The organism is Streptomyces krungchingensis, assembly GCF_054729265.1.
This window is the reverse complement of record NZ_JBPUKY010000001.1, coordinates 2,669,590-2,686,942: the sequence shown is the minus strand read 5'-3', so window position 1 is coordinate 2,686,942 and position 17,353 is coordinate 2,669,590. Positions and strand designations below refer to the sequence as shown.

Below are 17,353 nucleotides of genomic sequence, written 5' to 3'. Positions count from 1 at the left end.
CAGTGCGGGGACGGGCACCGCACACGCACCGGAGCGCCAGCGGTACTTGAGCAGCGCCCCCGACCGAGGGCGCCGCCGGGCAAGGAGGGCCGCATGACCGTACGGCGAGTAATGGGCATCGAGACGGAGTACGGGATCTCCGTCCCCGGCCACCCCAACGCCAATGCCATGCTCACCTCGTCCCAGATCGTCAACGCGTACGCGGCGGCGATGCACCGGGCGCGCCGCGCCCGCTGGGACTTCGAGGAGGAGAATCCGCTGCGGGACGCGCGAGGCTTCGACCTCGCCAGGGAGGCCGCCGACGCCAGCCAGCTCACCGACGAGGACATCGGCCTGGCCAATGTCATCCTCACCAACGGCGCGCGGCTGTACGTGGACCACGCGCACCCCGAGTACAGCGCTCCCGAGGTCACCAACCCGCGCGACGCCGTCCTCTGGGACAAGGCCGGCGAGCGCATCATGGCCGAGGCCGCCGAGCGGGCCGCCCAGCTCCCGGGCGCCCAGCCGATCCACCTCTACAAGAACAACACCGACAACAAGGGCGCCTCCTACGGCACGCACGAGAACTACCTGATGAAGCGGGAGACCCCCTTCTCGGACATCGTGCGCCACCTGACGCCCTTCTTCGTCTCGCGCCAGGTCGTCACCGGAGCGGGCCGCGTCGGCATCGGCCAGGACGGGCACGAGCACGGCTTCCAGCTCAGCCAGCGCGCCGACTACTTCGAGGTCGAGGTGGGTCTGGAGACGACCCTGAAGCGCCCGATCATCAACACCCGCGACGAGCCGCACGCGGACGCGGAGAAGTACCGCCGGCTCCACGTGATCATCGGCGACGCGAACCTCTCCGAGATCTCGACCTACCTCAAGCTGGGCACGACGGCCCTGGTCCTGTCCATGATCGAGGACGGCTTCATCGCCGTGGACCTCGCCGTCGACCAGCCCGTCCGCACCCTCCACCAGGTCTCCCACGACCCGACGCTCAAGCGGCTCGTCACGCTCCGCAGCGGCCGGACACTCACCGCCGTCCAGTTGCAGATGGAGTACTTCGAGCTGTCCCGCAAGTACGTGGAGGAACGGTTCGGGGCGGACGCCGACGAGCAGACCAAGGACGTCCTGCTGCGCTGGGAGGACACCCTGAACCGCCTGGAGAACGATCCGATGAGCCTCGCCGGAGAGCTCGACTGGGTCGCCAAGCGGGAGCTCATGGAGGGCTACCGGCGCCGTGACGGCCTGGACTGGGACGCCGCGAAGCTCCACCTCCTCGACCTCCAGTACGCGGACGTGCGCGCCGAGAAGGGCCTGTACAACCGCCTGGCGGCCCGTGGGCGCATGAAGCGACTGCTGGACGAGGCCGAGGTCGACCGGGCCCGTACGAAGCCGCCGGAGGACACCCGCGCGTACTTCCGCGGGCGCTGCCTGGAGCAGTACGCGGACGACGTGGCGGCCGCGTCCTGGGACTCGGTGATCTTCGATCTGCCGGGCCGGGACTCGCTCCAGCGCGTCCCAACCCTGGAGCCGCTTCGCGGAACGCGTAATCACGTCAAGGAGCTCCTGGACCGCTGTCGCACGGCCGAGGACCTGGTCAGGGTGCTCTCCGGCGGCTGACCGGCCGCCCGTGCGGGGAGGGGCCGGACAGGGTGGAAAACCCGGCGCACGGGAATCATCGAGGTGGCCCCCGTACGTTGTAGCAACTGCGGGGCCGATGTCGGACCCTGCTTGTAGGGTCTGATCAAGAACGTCGAACCGAGCGGGGTGAGGGTTATGGCGACCAAGGACACCGGCGGCGGACAGCAGAAGGCGACGCGCTCCACCGAGGAGGTCGAGGAGCAGGCGCAGGACGCGCAGGCCTCCGACGACCTCAAGGAGCGCCAGGAGAAGCTGTCGGACGACGTCGACTCCGTACTGGACGAGATCGACGACGTCCTCGAGGAGAACGCCGAGGACTTCGTGCGTTCCTTCGTCCAAAAGGGCGGGGAGTAGCGCCAGTTGTCCGTCCCGGGGCCGGTCTGATCCATTAGGTCGGTGCCGGGACGGATGACCGGCGTACGCGCGGGTATGGTCCGTGCACAGATTTGATGATCGGCTCGGCCGTCCACGTCGGGCCGCAGCCTCCGTGGAAGGAATCGCGTGGAAGCCAACCCTCGCAGCACCGGGCGTCTGCCGGCTGCCTTCCTGACGCCCGGCTCGTCCTCGTTCATGGACTTCCTGGCCGAGCACCAGCCGGACATGCTCCCTGGCATGCGGCAGCTGCCGCCCACCCAGGGCGTGATCGAGGCCCCGCACGGCACGACCATCGTCGCCGCCACGTTCCCCGGCGGTGTGGTCCTCGCCGGTGACCGGCGCGCCACCATGGGCAATGTCATCGCACAGCGCGACATCGAGAAGGTCTTCCCGGCCGACGAGTACTCGGCGGTGGGCATCGCCGGCACGGCCGGTCTGGCCGTCGAGATGGTGAAGCTGTTCCAGCTGGAGCTGGAGCACTTCGAGAAGGTGGAAGGCGCCCAGCTCTCCCTGGAGGGCAAGGCGAACCGCCTCTCCACGATGATTCGTTCCAACCTCGGCATGGCCATGCAGGGCCTCGCCGTGGTGCCGCTCTTCGCCGGGTTCGACGTGGACCGCGGCAAGGGGCGCATCTTCTCCTACGACGTCACCGGCGGCCGCTCCGAGGAGCAGGGGTACGCCGCCACCGGCTCCGGCTCGATCTTCGCGCGCGGTGCCATGAAGAAGCTCTACAGCAAGGACCTGACCGAGGAGCAGGCCACGACCCTGGTCGTCCAGGCCCTGTACGACGCGGCAGACGACGACTCGGCGACCGGTGGTCCCGATGTCGCCCGCCGGATCTACCCCATCGTCACCGTGATCACCGAGGACGGCTTCCGCCGGCTCACCGACGAGGAGTCCTCCGAGATCGCCCGCTCGATCCTGGAGCGGCGTCTGGAGCAGCCCGACGGCCCGCGGGCCGCACTGCTCTGAGCCCGGCCTCTTCATCAAGGTGATCCAGTGACTTCGACAGAAAGGGATGGATAACCGGTGTCGACGCCGTTCTACGTCTCACCCCAGCAGGCCATGGCCGACCGGGCGGAATACGCCCGCAAGGGCATCGCCCGCGGCCGCAGTCTGGTCGTACTGCAGTACGCCGACGGCATCGTGTTCGTCGGTGAGAACCCGTCCCGCGCGCTGCACAAGTTCAGCGAGATCTACGACCGGATCGGCTTCGCCGCCGCCGGCAAGTACAACGAGTACGAGAACCTCCGGATCGGCGGCGTCCGCTACGCCGACCTGCGCGGTTACACCTACGACCGTGACGACGTGACCGCCCGCGGTCTCGCCAACGTGTACGCCCAGACCCTGGGCACGATCTTCTCCAGCGCGGCCGAGAAGCCCTACGAGGTGGAGCTCGTCGTCGCCGAGGTGGGCGAGACGCCCGAGGGCGACCAGATCTACCGGCTGCCCCACGACGGGTCCATCGTCGACGAGCACGGCTCGGTCGCCGTCGGCGGCAATGCCGAGCAGATCAGCAGCTATCTGGACCAGCGCCACCAGGACGGCATGTCGCTGGCGGAAGCCCTGAAGCTGGCGGTGCAGTCGCTCTCCCGCGAACCGAACGGCGGTGAGCGGGAGATCCCCGCGGAGCGCCTGGAGGTCGCGGTGCTGGACCGCACGCGCCCGCAGCAGCGCAAGTTCAAGCGGATCGTCGGACGTCAGCTCGCCCGCCTGCTGGAGGCGGGCGGCGCCACCACCGCCACGGAGGCCGAGGAGTCGGCCGAAGACGAGGAGTGACCTCGGCTTCTTCCGCAGTGCTCCGCGCCCCGGCCGCCCGTTCGGCCGGGGCGCTCCGCTGTGCCCGGAGGGGCTCGGGGTGCCTGTGTGGGGCCGGTCAGCCGGCGGGAGCGCCTGGCGGGGCCGTGGAGCCCCGTACGACGAGGGAGACCGGGATGTCGCCCCGAGGGGGAGTCCGGCCCTCCAGGACCGCCAGGAGGGCCTCCATGCCCCGTTCCCCGAACAGCTCGGCGTCCAGCCGCACGGTCGTCAGCTCGGGATCGATGGCCCGGGCCAGGGCCAGATCGTCCAGGCCCGTGATGGAGAGGTCGTCGGGGACACGCAGCCCCAGGCGCCGCGCCGCCTTGTAGGCGCCGGCCGCCAGGTTGTCGTCGTCGCAGACCAGCGCGGTGGGCCGCGGATCGGAGGCCAGCGCGGCCGCGGCGGCGGTCAGGGCGCCCTCGATGGAGATCGGGGCGCGCGTCGTGCGCAGCTCGGTGCCGGGGACCGCGGCGAGGCGCGCGGCCAGCTCCCGTGCGCGTACCTCGAAGGTCCACGAGGCGATGTCGGCCGCGAGGTGCAGGAACCGGCGGTGTCCCAGGGCGAGCAGGTGATCGGCGACCTGCCGTACCCCGTCCGCGATGTCGAGATTGACCGTGGCCGCGCCGAGGCTGCCCGCCGGATCGCTGTCCAGCATCACGAGCGGGAGCTGGTCGCCGCGGATCGCGGTGAGGGCGTCGGCGGCCATGGACGAGGCGATCACGCCGTCCAGCGCGGCCGCCGCCGAGCCGAAGGGGTCGCGGGCGGGGCCGATGCCCTCGGGGGAGGGGTACAGGACCACACCGAAGCCGTGCGCGGCCGCCACCCGGGCCGCACCGGTGTAGACGCCCGCGAAGAACTCCGTGGTGAGCGCCGGGACGACCAGGAGGACGGTGCGGGTGCGGCCCAGGCGCAGATTGCGGGCCGCCAGGTTCGGGCGGTAGCCGAGCTCCTGGGCCGCCTCCCGGACGCGTTCCGCGGTCGCCTCGGAGACCCGCCCGCGCCACTTCTCGCCGAGCACCAGGGAGACCGCGGCCTGGGACACCCCGGCGGCCTGGGCGACGTCCCGGCTCGTGGGGCGCGTGCTACCTCGTGCCACCGTCGACCTGCTCCCTCGTCTGGACTCCCGGTCAGCGCACATGGTACGTATGGAAGACGACGTTATACGTAAAACCTCATACGTCACGCACGACGGAAGGGCAGGGCATGGCCGCCGGATACCTGGAGATCCTCAGGGCGAGGCATGCCGCACGGCTCCTCGTCGGCACCCTGGTCGGGCGACTGCCGAACGCCACCGCCGCCATCGCCGTGGTGCTCTTCGTCCGCGCCGAGGGCGGCACCTACAGCCTGGCCGGCGCGCTGGCCGCCGTGTACGGGGTGGCCAACGCCGTGGGGCAGCCCCTGCTCGGACGTCTGGTGGACCTGCACGGCCAGCCCCGCGTCCAGCTGCCCGCCGCGCTCGTCTCGGCCCTCGGGATGGGCGTCTTCGCCTTCGTGGGCACGGAGCCGCTGCCGCTCGCCCACGTCTCCATGGCCGTCGCGGGACTGTTCACACCGCCCCTGGAAGGCGGTCTGCGGGCACTGTGGCCCTCCGTGCTGCGCAGGGAGGAGCAGGTGCACACCGCGTACGCCATGGACGCGGTGGCGCAGGAGGTCATGTTCACCGTCGGACCGCTGCTCGTGACGCTGTGCGTGGCGCTCTGGTCCGCCCAGGCCGCGCTGCTCGTCCTGAACGTCATCGGGGTGCTCGGCGCGCTCTCCGTGGTCGTCTCGCCGCCCTCGCGCGCGTGGCGCTCGGCCCCGCGCGAGGCGCACTGGCTCGGCGCGCTGCGCTCCGCCGGCCTGCTGGCCCTGCTCGCCGCCTTCCTGTGCATCGGGGTGGCCCTCGGCTCCATCACCGTGGCCGCCGTGTCGTACGCCGACGACCACGGCGGGGACGCGGTGTACGGCTGGCTGATGGCGGGCATCGGCCTCGGCGCGCTCGTCGGCGGCACCGTGTACGGCATGCGGCAGTGGGGCGGCGCGCCGGAGCGGCGACTGCGCGGGCTCGTGGCCCTTCTGGCGGTGTGTTACCTGCCGCTCACGCTGGTGCCCGGTCCCGTGGCCATGACCGCGCTCACCACCCTCGCCGGTGTGTTCCTGGCACCCTGCATCGCCTGCGCCTTCGTCCTGGTCGACCGGCACGCGCCGAAGGGGACGGTCACCGAGGCGTTCTCCTGGCTCGTGACCACGTTCACCGTGGGCGCGTCGGTCGGAACGGGCCTGGCGGGCCCCGTGGTCGAGCGGGGCGGGGCCGTGTGGGGCTTCGCCGTGCCGAGCGCCGCCGGGGCCGCCGCACTGGTGGTTCTGCTGGCCACGGGGCGGGTCCTCGCAGCTGCCGGACGGGGTGCGGTCGTTGCGGTCTCATCGGAAAATGATCCAAACCGTGCCGTCGAACCCCGTTTCAGCTCGGAGGATCGGGCGTAATGTTCAGTCATGGACCGCCGCATTTTCGGGCTGGAGAACGAGTACGGCGTCACGTGTACGTTCAGGGGACAGCGCCGCCTGTCTCCCGACGAGGTGGCGCGGTACCTCTTCCGCCGTGTCGTGTCATGGGGCCGCAGCAGCAATGTCTTTCTGCGGAACGGTGCCCGCCTCTATCTCGACGTGGGATCACATCCGGAATACGCGACACCCGAATGTGACAACGTGACGGAACTCGTCACCCACGACAAGGCCGGCGAGCGCATTCTCGAAGGACTCCTGGTCGACGCCGAACGACGCCTGCACGAGGAAGGAATCGCGGGCGACGTCTATCTGTTCAAGAACAACACCGACTCGGCGGGCAACTCCTACGGCTGCCACGAGAACTACCTGGTGGCCCGGCACGGGGAGTTCTCCCGGCTCGCGGACATCCTCATCCCGTTCCTGGTCACGAGGCAGCTGCTGTGCGGTGCGGGCAAGGTGCTCCAGACCCCGCGCGGCGCGGTGTACTGCGTCAGCCAGCGGGCCGAGCACATCTGGGAGGGCGTCAGCTCCGCGACGACCCGCTCGCGTCCCATCATCAACACCCGGGACGAGCCGCACGCCGACGCCGAGCGCTACCGCCGCCTGCACGTCATCGTCGGCGACTCGAACATGTCCGAGACGACGATGCTCCTCAAGGTGGGGGCCACGGACCTCGTGCTGCGCATGATCGAGGCGGGCACCGTGATGCGCGACCTCACCCTGGAGAACCCGATCCGGGCGATCCGCGAGGTCAGCCACGACATCACCGGCCGCCGCAAGGTGCGCCTGGCCAGCGGGCGGGAGGCGTCCGCCCTCGAAGTGCAGCGCGAGTACTACGAGAAGGCCGTGGACTTCTGCGAGCGCCGCGGCATCCGCACCGGGACGGTCGAGCAGGTCCTGGAGCTGTGGGGCCGCACGCTGGACGCGATCGAGGCCGAGGACCTCGACCGGATCGGCACCGAGATCGACTGGGTGATGAAGTACAAGCTCATCGAGCGGTACCGCGCCAAGCACAACATGACGATGTCTCACCCGAGGGTCGCGCAGATAGACCTCGCCTACCACGACATCCACCGTCGCCGAGGCCTGTACTACCTGCTGGAGAAGAAGGGCCAAGCCGCCCGGATCTGCAACGACTTGAAGATCTTCGAGGGCAAGTCCGTGCCGCCGCAGACCACTCGGGCGCGACTGCGCGGCGACTTCATCCGGCGCGCCCAGGAACAGCGCCGCGATTTCACGGTCGACTGGGTCCACCTGAAGCTGAACGACCAGGCGCAGCGAACCGTGTTGTGCAAGGACCCGTTCCGCTCCGTCGACGACCGGGTGGAGAAGCTGATCGCGGGAATGTGAGCCGCATGTTCCGAAAGTGATTCCGGAACGCAACGCGGGGCGCCGTACGTTTTCCGTACGGCGCCCTTCTCACGTCGTAGAGTTGCGCGCACGCCATCAACCAAGATCGACCGATACGAGGCCCCCACCGTGCGCCGACGCTCACTCCTTCTTGCCGTACCCGCTGGATTGGTCACACTCGCCGGATGCGGTGACGACGGCAAGTCAGACACGGCGAAGTCCAGTGCCAGCCCCTCTCCTTCGGGCTCCGCCTCCGCAGCGCCGCCGCCGAAGATCGTCGACGGTCCGCTGCCCGGCATCACCGCCGGCACGAAGTTCGACGAGAAGCCGACCGTCGCCAAGGGCACCGGAGAGCCGTCCGAGAACCTCGCCGTCCGCACGGTCATCGCGGGGAACGGCCAGACCGTCGCCGAGAACGACTACATCCAGGCCAATTACCTCGGCCAGATCTGGGACACGGCGAAGGTCTTCGACAACTCCTACGACCGCAAGACGCCGCTGGTCATCCAGTTGGCGCAGGGCGGCATCATCGACGGCTGGCGGTACGGCCTGGTCGGCAAGAAGGCGGGCAGCCGCGTCGAGATGGCCGTCCCGCCGACCTGGGGGTACGGCAAGCAGGGCAACAGCCAGGCGGGCATCAAGGGCACCGACACGCTGGTGTTCGTGGTCGACATCCAGCAGACCTTCAACGCGAAGAGCTCCGCCAAGGGCAAGGACGTCCCCCAGACGGACGCGAACCTCCCGAAGGTCGGCACCAACACCGACGGCAAGGCGCCCTCCATCGAGGTGCCCAAGGCCGACGCGCCCACCAAGCTCGTGGCGAACTACGTCATCGAGGGCGACGGCGAGCAGGTCCAGGCCGACAGCAGCGTGCTCGTGCAGTACAAGGGCGTGCTCTGGGACGGCGGCAAGGAGTTCGACTCGACCTACGGCAGGGGTCAGCTGACCTCGTTCTCCCTCCAGCAGGTCGTCAAGGGCTGGGCCCAGGGCCTGACGGGCAAGAAGGTCGGCAGCCGCGTCCTCATCGTGGTCCCGCCGAGCCTGGGCTACGGCGACAACCCGCCGAGCGGCAGCGGCATCAAGAAGGACTCCACCCTGGTCTTCTCCGTCGACATCCTGGCGAAGATGTAACCCTCCCGGGGATGTGAGACTGTCGGTGTTGCCGTAAGGCAACCAAGCGAACAAGCAGGAGCCAAAGACGTGAGCATCGAGAAGCCCGAGATCGACTTCCCGGGCGGCGAGCCCCCGGCGGACCTCGAGATCAAGGACATCTGGGAGGGTGACGGAGAGGTGGCCCAGGCGGGCCAGAACGTCACCGTTCACTACGTGGGTGTCGCCTTCAGCACCGGCGAGGAGTTCGACGCCAGCTGGAACCGCGGAACGCCGTTCCGCTTCCCGCTCGGCGGCGGCCGCGTCATCAAGGGCTGGGACCAGGGCGTGCAGGGCATGAAGGTCGGCGGCCGTCGTCAGCTGACCATTCCGGCCCACCTCGCCTACGGCAACCAGAGCCCGACGCCGGCGATCAAGCCCGGCGAGACGCTGATCTTCGTCGTGGACCTGGTCGCGGTCTGATCGTCCTACGACCGGACCCGATCACCTGGGGCCCATGCCTGTACGGGCATGGGCCCTCGGCTTTTGCCACGACACCCCGGGGCGGTACGGTCGACGATCGGAAGCACCATAGGGAAGGGCGTCGATGGCCATTGCCAAGGCCGAGCGGCTGATGAACCTGGCGCTGTGTCTGCTCGGGACACGTCGGCCGCTGAGCAAGCGCGAGCTGCGCGAGTCCATCGAGGCCTACCTCGAAGCGAGCTCGGACGACTCCTTCAACAGGATGTTCGAGCGCGACAAGGACGATCTGCGCGAACTCGGCCTGGTCATCGAGACGGTGGAGAACCTCGACGGCGAGGTCGGGTACCTCGCCCGCCGGGACAGCAACCGGCTGCCGCCCATCACGCTCGACGCCGAGGAGGCCGCCGCCCTCGGCCTGGCCGCCAAGGTCTGGCAGCAGGCCCGGCTGGCCGGTGCGGCCAGCGGGGCCCTGCAGAAGCTGCGCGCGGCCGGACTGCCCGAGGACGTGGACCCGTACGAGGCCCATGGCGCCCTGGAGCCGCACATCCCCGTCCACGAGGCGGCCTTCGAGCCGCTGATGCTCGCCTGCCGCGACCGGCGCCCGGTCGTCTTCGACTACCGCAAGGCCACCGCGGCGCACCCGGAGTCCCGGCAGGTCGAGCCGTGGGCCCTCGAGTGCTGGCGCGGCCACTGGTACCTGGCCGGCTGGGACCGCGACCGCGGAGCCGAGCGCGTCTTCCGGCTCTCCCGGATCACCGGCCGGGTCCGCACCCGCGCCGGACGCTTCACGGCCGAGGTGCCCGACGTCGTCACCGTGCGTGAGACCGTCGCGGGCTGGGCGGGGGAGATCGCCGACCGCTCCGCGCTGATCCGGCTGCGGAGCGGCGCGGGCTACCCGCTGCGGGCCAAGGCCGTCTCCGTACGGGAACTGGGCGACGGCTGGGATGAGTTGGAGATTCCGTACGGCCACGGCCTGGACGCCTGGCTCGTCGAGTTCGGGCCCGACGTGGTGGTCCTGGAGCCCGCGGAGCTGCGGGCCGACGTCGTGGACCGGCTGCGCGCCGTGGCCAAGGGCTGAGGGGGAACGTAAGAAAGTGGCAGGAAAACCGGCCAGGCCCGCGAACGCGATCGACCAGACCCGGCGGATGCTCTCCCTGGTGACCTATCTGCGCGAGCGCCCCGGCGCGCGCGTCGGCGACGTCGCGCGTGCCTTCGGGATCACCGAGGACGAGCTGATCTCCGACCTCGACGTGCTGCCCCTGTGCGGGACCAGCTTCCGCGGCGGCGACCTGCTGGACATCGACACCGACGGCGACCGGATCTGGTGGCACAACCCGGACGACGTGGCGGAGCCGCTGCGCATCGCCGCCGACGAGGCGACCGCGCTGCTCGTGGCGGCCCGCGCGGTGGCCACGCTGCCCGGCCTGCGCGAGGGCGACCGGCAGGCGCTGCTGCGCGCCACCGCCAAGGTGGAGGCCGCCTCGGGCGAGGCGGCGGGCGCGAGCTCCCGTCTGTCGGTGACCTTCGAGTCCGAGGGCGGGGTCTTCGCGGACGTCGACCGGGCGATCTCCGAGCGGCGCCGGCTGTGGATCCGCTACTACTCGCCGTCACGCGACGAGCTCTCCGAGCGCGAGATCGACCCGATCCGGCTGGTCAGCGTGGGTCACACCTACGTGGAGGCCTGGTGCCGCCGCTCCGAGGCGCGCCGCACCTTCCGGCTCGACCGGGTCGCCGAGATCCGCATCCTGGACGAGCCGTCGGCGCCGCCCGAGATCGAGCTCAGGGATCTCTCCGAGGGGCTCGTGCAGCCCGCCGCGGAGGACCCCGAGGTGGTCGTCGAGGTCGGCCCGGGCGGGCGCTGGGTCGCCGAGTACTACCCGCACGACCGTGCGGATGAGCTTCCGGACGGCGGGCTGCGTATCACCCTGCGGACCCCCGATCCGGCGTCGCTGCGGCGGCTGGCACTGCGTCTGGGCCGCGACGGCCGGATCGTGTCGCCGCAGGGCCTCGCGGACAGCGCCCGTCAGGCGGCCCGCGACGCGCTCGCGGCCTACGACGGGCTCGACGCGCCGCGAGGGGTTCAGGACGGGCCGTACGACAGGCAGGAGCAGGAGCTTTGAGCACGTCGTCGAAGTCTGGCGGGCAGGAGAAGGCGACCGTGGCGCAGCGGACCGGCGGACCCGGACGCGCGGGCCTGGCCGGCGCGCCCGAGATGTCGGCCGTGACGGCCTTCGCGGGGATGCGCAGGGTGGTCGAGGTGATGTTCAAGGCCGCCTGTCCCGACTGCCGGGCGGGCTTCGAGCTCGGGGCCGGCGCCCTGCGCCTGGCCATCGGCGCCAGCAGCCGCACCACCTTCTACTCCTTCACCTGCCCCGAGTGCGGCTCGGCCGTCCGCAAGCCGGCGGGGGAGCGCATCGTCGAGCTGCTCACCGGCGGTGGGGTGCGCACCCTGCGTCTGCACTCCACCGTCTAGAACCTCTAGGGTCGACGACATGTTCTGGCCGATGTTTGCGATCGCTGCGGGGTTCCTGGGAATCGCCGTGCTCGGTGTCCTCGCCGTCCGTGTTTTCGTGGAGGCGGAGCGTCTGGGCCGCCAGGTCTCCGAGTCAGCGCGCCGGATCGGCGGGGCCGCCGAGGAACTGGAGACCGCCGCCGCACGCGCCGCGGGCTCGGTCGACGCACTGTAAGACGTGGGTGTGATGCGTTTCGAGTGGCTTTCGCCCTGTCACCTTTCGGGCAACGACAGGTACGCTGCTGGTCGCGGCCCGAAGAACGAGGCGCGGGTCGCGAACTGGGAGTACGCACAGGGATTGCCGCGCGTTCACCCCTGAGCGTTACGATCGCTGTCAGCACGACGATCGGACACATGTCCGGCCGATCGGACAGCACCCCGACCATGCAGCCTCGGTGAGAAGGTAAAGACTTATGTTCGGAAGGCTCGGAGCTCCCGAGATCATTCTCATCCTCGTCGTCATCATCCTGCTGTTCGGCGCGAAGAAGCTTCCGGACATGGCGCGCTCCCTCGGCAAGTCCGCCCGGATCCTCAAGAGCGAGGCCAAGGCGATGAAGGACGAGGGCAGCAACCCTGCTCCGGCGGGCCCGCCGAACACCGACGAGCAGCCCCCGGCTCAGCGCACGATCCAGGCCGCGCCCGGCGACGTGACCAGCTCCCGTCCGGTCAGCGAGCCCACGGACACGACCAAGCGCTGACGCAGGGCCGGTGACGTCCGGTCCGCTGCACGAGATGGGAACGTGGGTTGCTCAAGTCTGCCCGCAACACGGAGAAGGATCCCGAGGGGCGAATGCCCCTCGCGGAGCACCTTCGTGAGCTGAGAAACCGGCTCGCGAAGGCGATGCTGGCCATCGTCCTGGTCACGATCGTCGCTGCCTTCTACTACAACGACATCATCAACTTCTTCACCAAGCCGGTCCTGGACTCGGTCGGGTGTCCGAAGAGCTTCGCCGAGCTGGCCAAGATGCCCAAGGGCGACGACGGCCAGTGCGCGCAGATCACCATCAACGGTCTGCTGGCCCCGTTCACCCTGGCGCTGAAGGTCTCGCTGATGGCGGGTGTCGTGCTCGCCTCGCCGGTCTGGCTCTACCAGCTCTGGGCGTTCGTCGCGCCGGGCCTGCACAAGAGCGAGAAGAAGTACGCGTACGCCTTCGTCGGGACCGGCGTCCCGCTGTTCTTCGGCGGCGCCTTCTTCGCCTACAAGGTGCTGCCCACCACGGCGAAGGTGCTGATCGACTTCACGCCGAACGGCGTCAGCAACCTGCTGCCGCTCGACGACCTGCTCGACCTCGTGACGCGCATGGTGGTCGTCTTCGGCCTCTCCTTCGAGCTGCCCCTGCTGCTGGTCATGCTCAACCTCACGGGCGTCCTCACCGGCAAGCGGATGCTCGGCTGGTGGCGCGGCATGATCATGGGCATCACCGTCTTCGCGGCGCTCGCCACCCCCAGCACCGACCCGCTGACGATGCTGGCGCTCGCCGGGCCGATCTGGATCCTGTACTTCGGCGCGGTCGTCTTCTCGCTCCTCAACGACCGGCGCAAGAAGCGGCGCGAGGCCGAGGGACCGGGCGACGACGAGGCCTCCGACCTCGACCTGACGCCCGAGGACATCGGCGCGGTCGAATCCGTGTCGGCCAGCCGGGCCCTGCCCGAGCAGGCGGGCTCGGACCGGGTGAACGGTTATGACGACGTGACCTGACGAAGCCCGCCGAGCTCGTAGGGTCACCCTGTGGCCAGCGAGATCACCCTCTTCGTCAATCCCACCGCGGGACGCGGCCGGGGCGCCCGAGCGGCGCAGCCGGCCGCTTCGGCTCTCCGGGCGGCGGGATTCACCGTCCGGACGATCCTCGGCGAGAACCCGAGCGACGCCCTCGCGCAGGCGCGTGCCGCCGTCGAGAGCGGCACCGACGCCCTCGTGGCGGTCGGCGGCGACGGCATGGTGAGCCTCGCCCTCCAGGCGGTCGCCGGAACCCGCACCCCGCTGGGTCTGATCGCCGTCGGCACCGGCAACGACTTCGCGCGCGCCCTGGACCTGCCCGTCCAGGACCCCGCCGCGGCGGGCCGGCGGATCGCCGAGTCCCTGAAGGCGTCCCGCCTGCGCGACATCGACCTGGGCCGGGTGAACGGCACCTGGTTCGGCACGGTCCTCGCCTCCGGCTTCGACTCCCGCGTCAACGACCGCGGCAACCGCATGCGCCTGCCCGCCGGCCGCTTCAAGTACGACCTCGCGATCCTCGCCGAGCTCGCCGCCTTCAAGCCCTTCCCGTTCCGGATCACGCTCGACGACGGCGAGGCCCGGGAGATCGAGGCGACGCTCGTGGCGGTCGGCAACGGAACGTCGTACGGCGGCGGCATGAGGATCTGCGCGGACGCGGACCTGGAGGACGGGCTGTTCGACGTCACCGTCGTCGGCGACTGCAGCCGGACGACGCTGCTCAAGGTGTTCCCGAAGGTCTACAAGGGCACGCACCTCGATCATCCGGTGGTGAGCGTGCACCGGGCCGCGAAGGTCGAACTGCTCGCCGAGGGCATCACCGGGTACGCGGACGGGGAGCCGCTCGGGCCGCTGCCGCTGACCGCGGAGTGCATACCCGCGGCGGTGCGGGTGGTGCTCGCCTGAGCTGCGGGGACCTCGTGTCTCACAGCATCTGATCCGGATATTGATCGTCGTGTTGTCAGTGCCGCCCGGTAGTCTCGAAAGCACGATGACAGAGGACCTCTCACCGGCCGAGCGGTACGCGGCAGCACGCAGGCGCGCTGCCGAGCAGGCCACCGCGCTCGCCTCCTTCCGCGAGATGTACGACTTCGGCCTCGACCCCTTCCAGATCGAGGCCTGCCAGGCGCTCGAAGCGGGCAAGGGTGTGCTCGTGGCCGCGCCCACCGGCTCGGGCAAGACGATCGTCGGCGAGTTCGCCGTCCATCTCGCCCTCCAGCAGGGCAAGAAGTGCTTCTACACGACGCCGATCAAGGCGCTCTCAAACCAGAAGTACGCCGACCTGTGCCGCCGTTACGGCACGGACAAGGTCGGCCTGCTCACCGGTGACAACAGCGTCAATTCCGGGGCGCCGGTGGTCGTCATGACCACCGAGGTGCTGCGCAACATGCTGTACGCGGGCTCGCAGACCCTCCTCGGACTCGGCTATGTCGTCATGGACGAGGTGCACTACCTCTCCGACCGCTTCCGCGGCGCCGTCTGGGAGGAAGTGATCATCCACCTCCCGGAGTCCGTGACGCTGGTGTCGCTCTCCGCGACCGTGTCGAACGCGGAGGAGTTCGGTGACTGGCTGGACACCGTCCGTGGCGACACCCAGGTGATCGTCTCCGAGCACCGCCCCGTGCCCCTCTTCCAGCACGTGCTGGCCGGGCGCCGGATGCACGACCTCTTCGAGGAGGGCGAGGGCCAGAAGAAGGCCGTCAACCCCGACCTCACGCGGATGGCGCGCATGGAGGCCAGCCGGCCGTCGTACCAGGACCGCAAGCGGGGCCGGGCGATGCGCGAGGCCGACCGTGAGCGGGAGCGCAGACAGCGCTCCCGCATCTGGACGCCGGGCCGCCCCGAGGTCATCGAGCGGCTCGACTCCGAAGGCCTGCTGCCCGCCATCACCTTCATCTTCAGCCGCGCGGCCTGCGAGGCCGCCGTCCAGCAGTGCCTGTACGCGGGCCTGCGGCTGAACGACGACGAGGCACGCGCCAAGGTCCGCGCCATCGTGGAGGAGCGCACCTCCTCCATCCCGAGGGAAGACCTGCACGTCCTCGGCTACTACGAATGGCTGGAGGGTCTGGAGCGCGGCATCGCTGCCCACCACGCGGGCATGCTGCCCACGTTCAAGGAGGTCGTCGAGGAACTCTTCGTACAGGGCCTGGTCAAGGCCGTCTTCGCGACGGAGACCCTCGCACTCGGCATCAACATGCCCGCCCGCTCGGTGGTGTTGGAGAAGCTCGTCAAGTGGAACGGCGAGCAGCACGCCGACATCACTCCCGGCGAGTACACCCAGCTCACCGGCCGCGCCGGGCGCCGCGGCATCGATGTCGAGGGCCACGCGGTCGTGCTGTGGCAGCGCGGCTTCAGCCCCGAGCACCTGGCGGGCCTCGCCGGCACCCGCACCTATCCGCTGCGCTCCAGCTTCAAGCCGTCGTACAACATGGCGGTGAACCTGGTCGAGCAGTTCGGGCGGCACCGCTCGCGGGAGCTCCTGGAGACGTCCTTCGCGCAGTTCCAGGCCGACAAGTCGGTCGTCGGGATCTCCCGGCAGGTCCAGCGCAACGAGGAGGGACTCGAGGGCTACAAGGAGTCCATGACCTGTCACCTCGGGGACTTCGACTCGTACATGCGGCTGCGCCGCGAGCTCAAGGACCGTGAGACGGACCTCGCCCGGCAGGGCGCGGTGCAGCGTCGCGCCGAGGCGGCGGTCGCGCTGGAGAAGCTCAAGCCCGGCGACGTGATCCACGTGCCCACCGGGAAGTACGCGGGCCTGGCACTGGTCCTGGATCCCGGCCTGCCCGCGGGCCGGTCGAACGGCCACCGCGGCTTCGAGCAGCACGACGGCCCGCGCCCCCTGGTCCTCACGTCCGAACGCCAGGTCAAGCGGCTGGCCGCCATGGACTTCCCGGTGCCGGTCGAGGCGCTGGAGCGGATGCGCATCCCGAAGTCCTTCAACCCGCGCTCGCCGCAGTCCCGTCGTGACCTCGCGTCGGCGCTGCGCACGAAGGCGGGGCACATCGTCCCCGACCGGCACCGCAAGAAGCGCTCGCAGGCGGCCGACGACCGTGAGATCTCCCGGCTGCGCACGGAGCTCCGCGCCCACCCCTGCCACGGGTGCAACGACCGTGAGGACCACGCGCGTTGGGCCGAGCGCTACCACCGGCTGCTGCGCGACACCTCGCAGCTGGAGCGCCGCATCGAGGGCCGGACGAACACCATCGCCCGCACCTTCGACCGGATCGTGGCCCTGCTGACCGAGCTGGACTATCTGCGCGGCGACGACGTCACCGAACACGGCAAGCGGCTCGCCCGGCTCTACGGCGAACTGGACCTGCTCGCCAGCGAATGCCTGCGCGCCGGGGTCTGGGAGGGACTGGGCCCCGCCGAACTCGCCGCCTGCGTCTCGGCGTTGGTGTACGAGTCCCGGGTCGCCGACGACGCGATGGCGCCCAAGGTGCCGTCCGGCAAGGCGAAGGCCGCACTCGGCGAGATGGTGCGCATCTGGGGCCGGCTCGACGCCCTGGAGGAGGAGTTCCGGATCACCCAGACGGAGGGCGTGGGCCAGCGCGAGCCGGACCTGGGCTTCGCCTGGGCCGCGCACGAGTGGGCCTCCGGCAAGGGGCTCGACGAGGTGCTGCGCGAGGCGGAGATGCCCGCGGGCGACTTCGTGCGCTGGTGCAAGCAGGTCATCGACGTCCTGGGCCAGATCGCCGCCGCGGCGCCCTCCGGGGCGGAGGGGTCGACGGTCGCGAAGAACGCGCGCAAGGCGGTCGACGCCCTGCTGCGCGGCGTCGTGGCCTACTCCTCGGTGGGCTGAGACCGGGCCGGGCGTCCGGAGGGGGGCGTCCGGCGGGACCTGGTGACGGGCGGCCGCCGGGACACCTCGACGGCCGCCTGGACAGCGCGACGGACGCCGGGACACCGCGACGGCC

The 17,353-nt window shown here is 70.3% G+C and carries 17 protein-coding genes; 16 read left to right on the top strand and 1 reads right to left on the bottom strand.

Going from position 1 to position 17,353, the window contains the following annotated elements; translation table 11 throughout:
• The first annotated feature begins 93 nt into the window (after nucleotides 1-93).
• The 4 genes from dop (at nucleotide 94) to prcA (ending at nucleotide 3,780) form a co-directional block, all read left to right on the top strand.
• Entirely contained in the window at nucleotides 94-1,605 is a 1,512-nt protein-coding gene (gene dop / locus ACSYGO_RS12025; protein ID WP_345647765.1) for a depupylase/deamidase Dop, read from the top strand.
• A gap of 156 nt (nucleotides 1,606-1,761) precedes the next feature.
• Nucleotides 1,762-1,980 carry a ubiquitin-like protein Pup gene (locus ACSYGO_RS12020; protein WP_028801616.1) on the top strand — a complete coding sequence of 73 codons (219 nt, stop codon included), beginning with the start codon at nucleotides 1,762-1,764 and terminating at the stop codon, nucleotides 1,978-1,980.
• Nucleotides 1,981-2,127: 147 nt separating this feature from the next.
• A complete protein-coding gene (gene prcB / locus ACSYGO_RS12015) occupies nucleotides 2,128-2,973 on the top strand; it encodes a proteasome subunit beta (protein ID WP_426681916.1) in 846 nt (281 codons plus the stop codon).
• A gap of 57 nt (nucleotides 2,974-3,030) precedes the next feature.
• Entirely contained in the window at nucleotides 3,031-3,780 is a 750-nt protein-coding gene (gene prcA, locus ACSYGO_RS12010; protein ID WP_028801614.1) for a proteasome subunit alpha, read from the top strand.
• 97 nt (nucleotides 3,781-3,877) lie between these two features.
• On the opposite strand, the gene ACSYGO_RS12005 is transcribed toward prcA, so the two are convergent.
• The gene (locus ACSYGO_RS12005) at nucleotides 3,878-4,897 is read right to left on the bottom strand and encodes a LacI family DNA-binding transcriptional regulator (RefSeq protein ID WP_426681917.1); all 1,020 of its coding nucleotides are present in this window, start codon (nucleotides 4,895-4,897) and stop codon (nucleotides 3,878-3,880) included.
• A gap of 107 nt (nucleotides 4,898-5,004) precedes the next feature.
• Here ACSYGO_RS12005 and ACSYGO_RS12000 point away from each other — a divergent pair, with 107 nt between their 5' ends.
• From ACSYGO_RS12000 to ACSYGO_RS11945, 12 genes are all read left to right on the top strand, one after another.
• Nucleotides 5,005-6,264 carry an MFS transporter gene (locus ACSYGO_RS12000; protein WP_426681918.1) on the top strand — a complete coding sequence of 420 codons (1,260 nt, stop codon included), beginning with the start codon at nucleotides 5,005-5,007 and terminating at the stop codon, nucleotides 6,262-6,264.
• Nucleotides 6,265-6,273: 9 nt separating this feature from the next.
• A complete protein-coding gene (gene pafA, locus ACSYGO_RS11995; RefSeq protein WP_028801611.1) occupies nucleotides 6,274-7,635 on the top strand; it encodes a Pup--protein ligase in 1,362 nt (453 codons plus the stop codon).
• Between the two features lie 129 nt (nucleotides 7,636-7,764).
• Nucleotides 7,765-8,766 carry an FKBP-type peptidyl-prolyl cis-trans isomerase gene (locus tag ACSYGO_RS11990; RefSeq protein WP_432175546.1) on the top strand — a complete coding sequence of 334 codons (1,002 nt, stop codon included), beginning with the start codon at nucleotides 7,765-7,767 and terminating at the stop codon, nucleotides 8,764-8,766.
• Nucleotides 8,767-8,835: 69 nt separating this feature from the next.
• The gene (locus ACSYGO_RS11985) at nucleotides 8,836-9,207 is read left to right on the top strand and encodes an FKBP-type peptidyl-prolyl cis-trans isomerase (RefSeq protein WP_028801609.1); all 372 of its coding nucleotides are present in this window, start codon (nucleotides 8,836-8,838) and stop codon (nucleotides 9,205-9,207) included.
• Nucleotides 9,208-9,331: 124 nt separating this feature from the next.
• Nucleotides 9,332-10,285, top strand: a complete 954-nt coding sequence (locus ACSYGO_RS11980) for a helix-turn-helix transcriptional regulator (protein WP_460386644.1) — start codon at nucleotides 9,332-9,334, stop codon at nucleotides 10,283-10,285.
• Nucleotides 10,286-10,301: 16 nt separating this feature from the next.
• A complete protein-coding gene (locus ACSYGO_RS11975) occupies nucleotides 10,302-11,327 on the top strand; it encodes a helix-turn-helix transcriptional regulator (RefSeq protein WP_426681920.1) in 1,026 nt (341 codons plus the stop codon).
• 92 nt (nucleotides 11,328-11,419) lie between these two features.
• A complete protein-coding gene (locus ACSYGO_RS11970; RefSeq protein WP_425589241.1) occupies nucleotides 11,420-11,680 on the top strand; it encodes a hypothetical protein in 261 nt (86 codons plus the stop codon).
• A gap of 19 nt (nucleotides 11,681-11,699) precedes the next feature.
• Nucleotides 11,700-11,894 (top strand): hypothetical protein, encoded by a 195-nt coding sequence (locus ACSYGO_RS11965; RefSeq protein ID WP_426681921.1) that lies wholly within the window; start codon nucleotides 11,700-11,702, stop codon nucleotides 11,892-11,894.
• A 238-nt stretch (nucleotides 11,895-12,132) separates the two neighbouring features.
• Nucleotides 12,133-12,417: a Sec-independent protein translocase subunit TatA gene (tatA, locus tag ACSYGO_RS11960; RefSeq protein WP_028801604.1), complete on the top strand. Its 285-nt coding sequence runs from the start codon at nucleotides 12,133-12,135 to the stop codon at nucleotides 12,415-12,417.
• A gap of 47 nt (nucleotides 12,418-12,464) precedes the next feature.
• Nucleotides 12,465-13,418, top strand: a complete 954-nt coding sequence (gene tatC, locus ACSYGO_RS11955) for a twin-arginine translocase subunit TatC (RefSeq protein ID WP_426681922.1) — start codon at nucleotides 12,465-12,467, stop codon at nucleotides 13,416-13,418.
• A gap of 30 nt (nucleotides 13,419-13,448) precedes the next feature.
• Nucleotides 13,449-14,339, top strand: coding sequence for a diacylglycerol kinase (locus tag ACSYGO_RS11950; RefSeq protein WP_432175548.1), 891 nt, complete (start codon nucleotides 13,449-13,451; stop codon nucleotides 14,337-14,339).
• A 40-nt stretch (nucleotides 14,340-14,379) separates the two neighbouring features.
• The gene (locus ACSYGO_RS11945) at nucleotides 14,380-17,238 is read left to right on the top strand and encodes a DEAD/DEAH box helicase (RefSeq protein WP_432175549.1); all 2,859 of its coding nucleotides are present in this window, start codon (nucleotides 14,380-14,382) and stop codon (nucleotides 17,236-17,238) included.
• Nucleotides 17,239-17,353: the final 115 nt, after the last annotated feature.

Excerpts from the sequence above, each read along its gene's own strand:
- dop (WP_345647765.1), top strand. The coding sequence starts at position 94 with ATGACCGTACGGCGAGTAATGGGCATCGAGACGGAGTACGGGATCTCC.
- ACSYGO_RS12020 (WP_028801616.1), top strand. The coding sequence starts at position 1,762 with ATGGCGACCAAGGACACCGGCGGCGGACAGCAGAAGGCGACGCGCTCC.
- ACSYGO_RS12000 (WP_426681918.1), top strand. The coding sequence starts at position 5,005 with ATGGCCGCCGGATACCTGGAGATCCTCAGGGCGAGGCATGCCGCACGG.
- pafA (WP_028801611.1), top strand. The coding sequence starts at position 6,274 with ATGGACCGCCGCATTTTCGGGCTGGAGAACGAGTACGGCGTCACGTGT.
- ACSYGO_RS11980 (WP_460386644.1), top strand. The coding sequence starts at position 9,332 with ATGGCCATTGCCAAGGCCGAGCGGCTGATGAACCTGGCGCTGTGTCTG.
- ACSYGO_RS11970 (WP_425589241.1), top strand. The coding sequence starts at position 11,420 with ATGTCGGCCGTGACGGCCTTCGCGGGGATGCGCAGGGTGGTCGAGGTG.
- ACSYGO_RS11965 (WP_426681921.1), top strand. The coding sequence starts at position 11,700 with ATGTTCTGGCCGATGTTTGCGATCGCTGCGGGGTTCCTGGGAATCGCC.
- tatA (WP_028801604.1), top strand. The coding sequence starts at position 12,133 with ATGTTCGGAAGGCTCGGAGCTCCCGAGATCATTCTCATCCTCGTCGTC.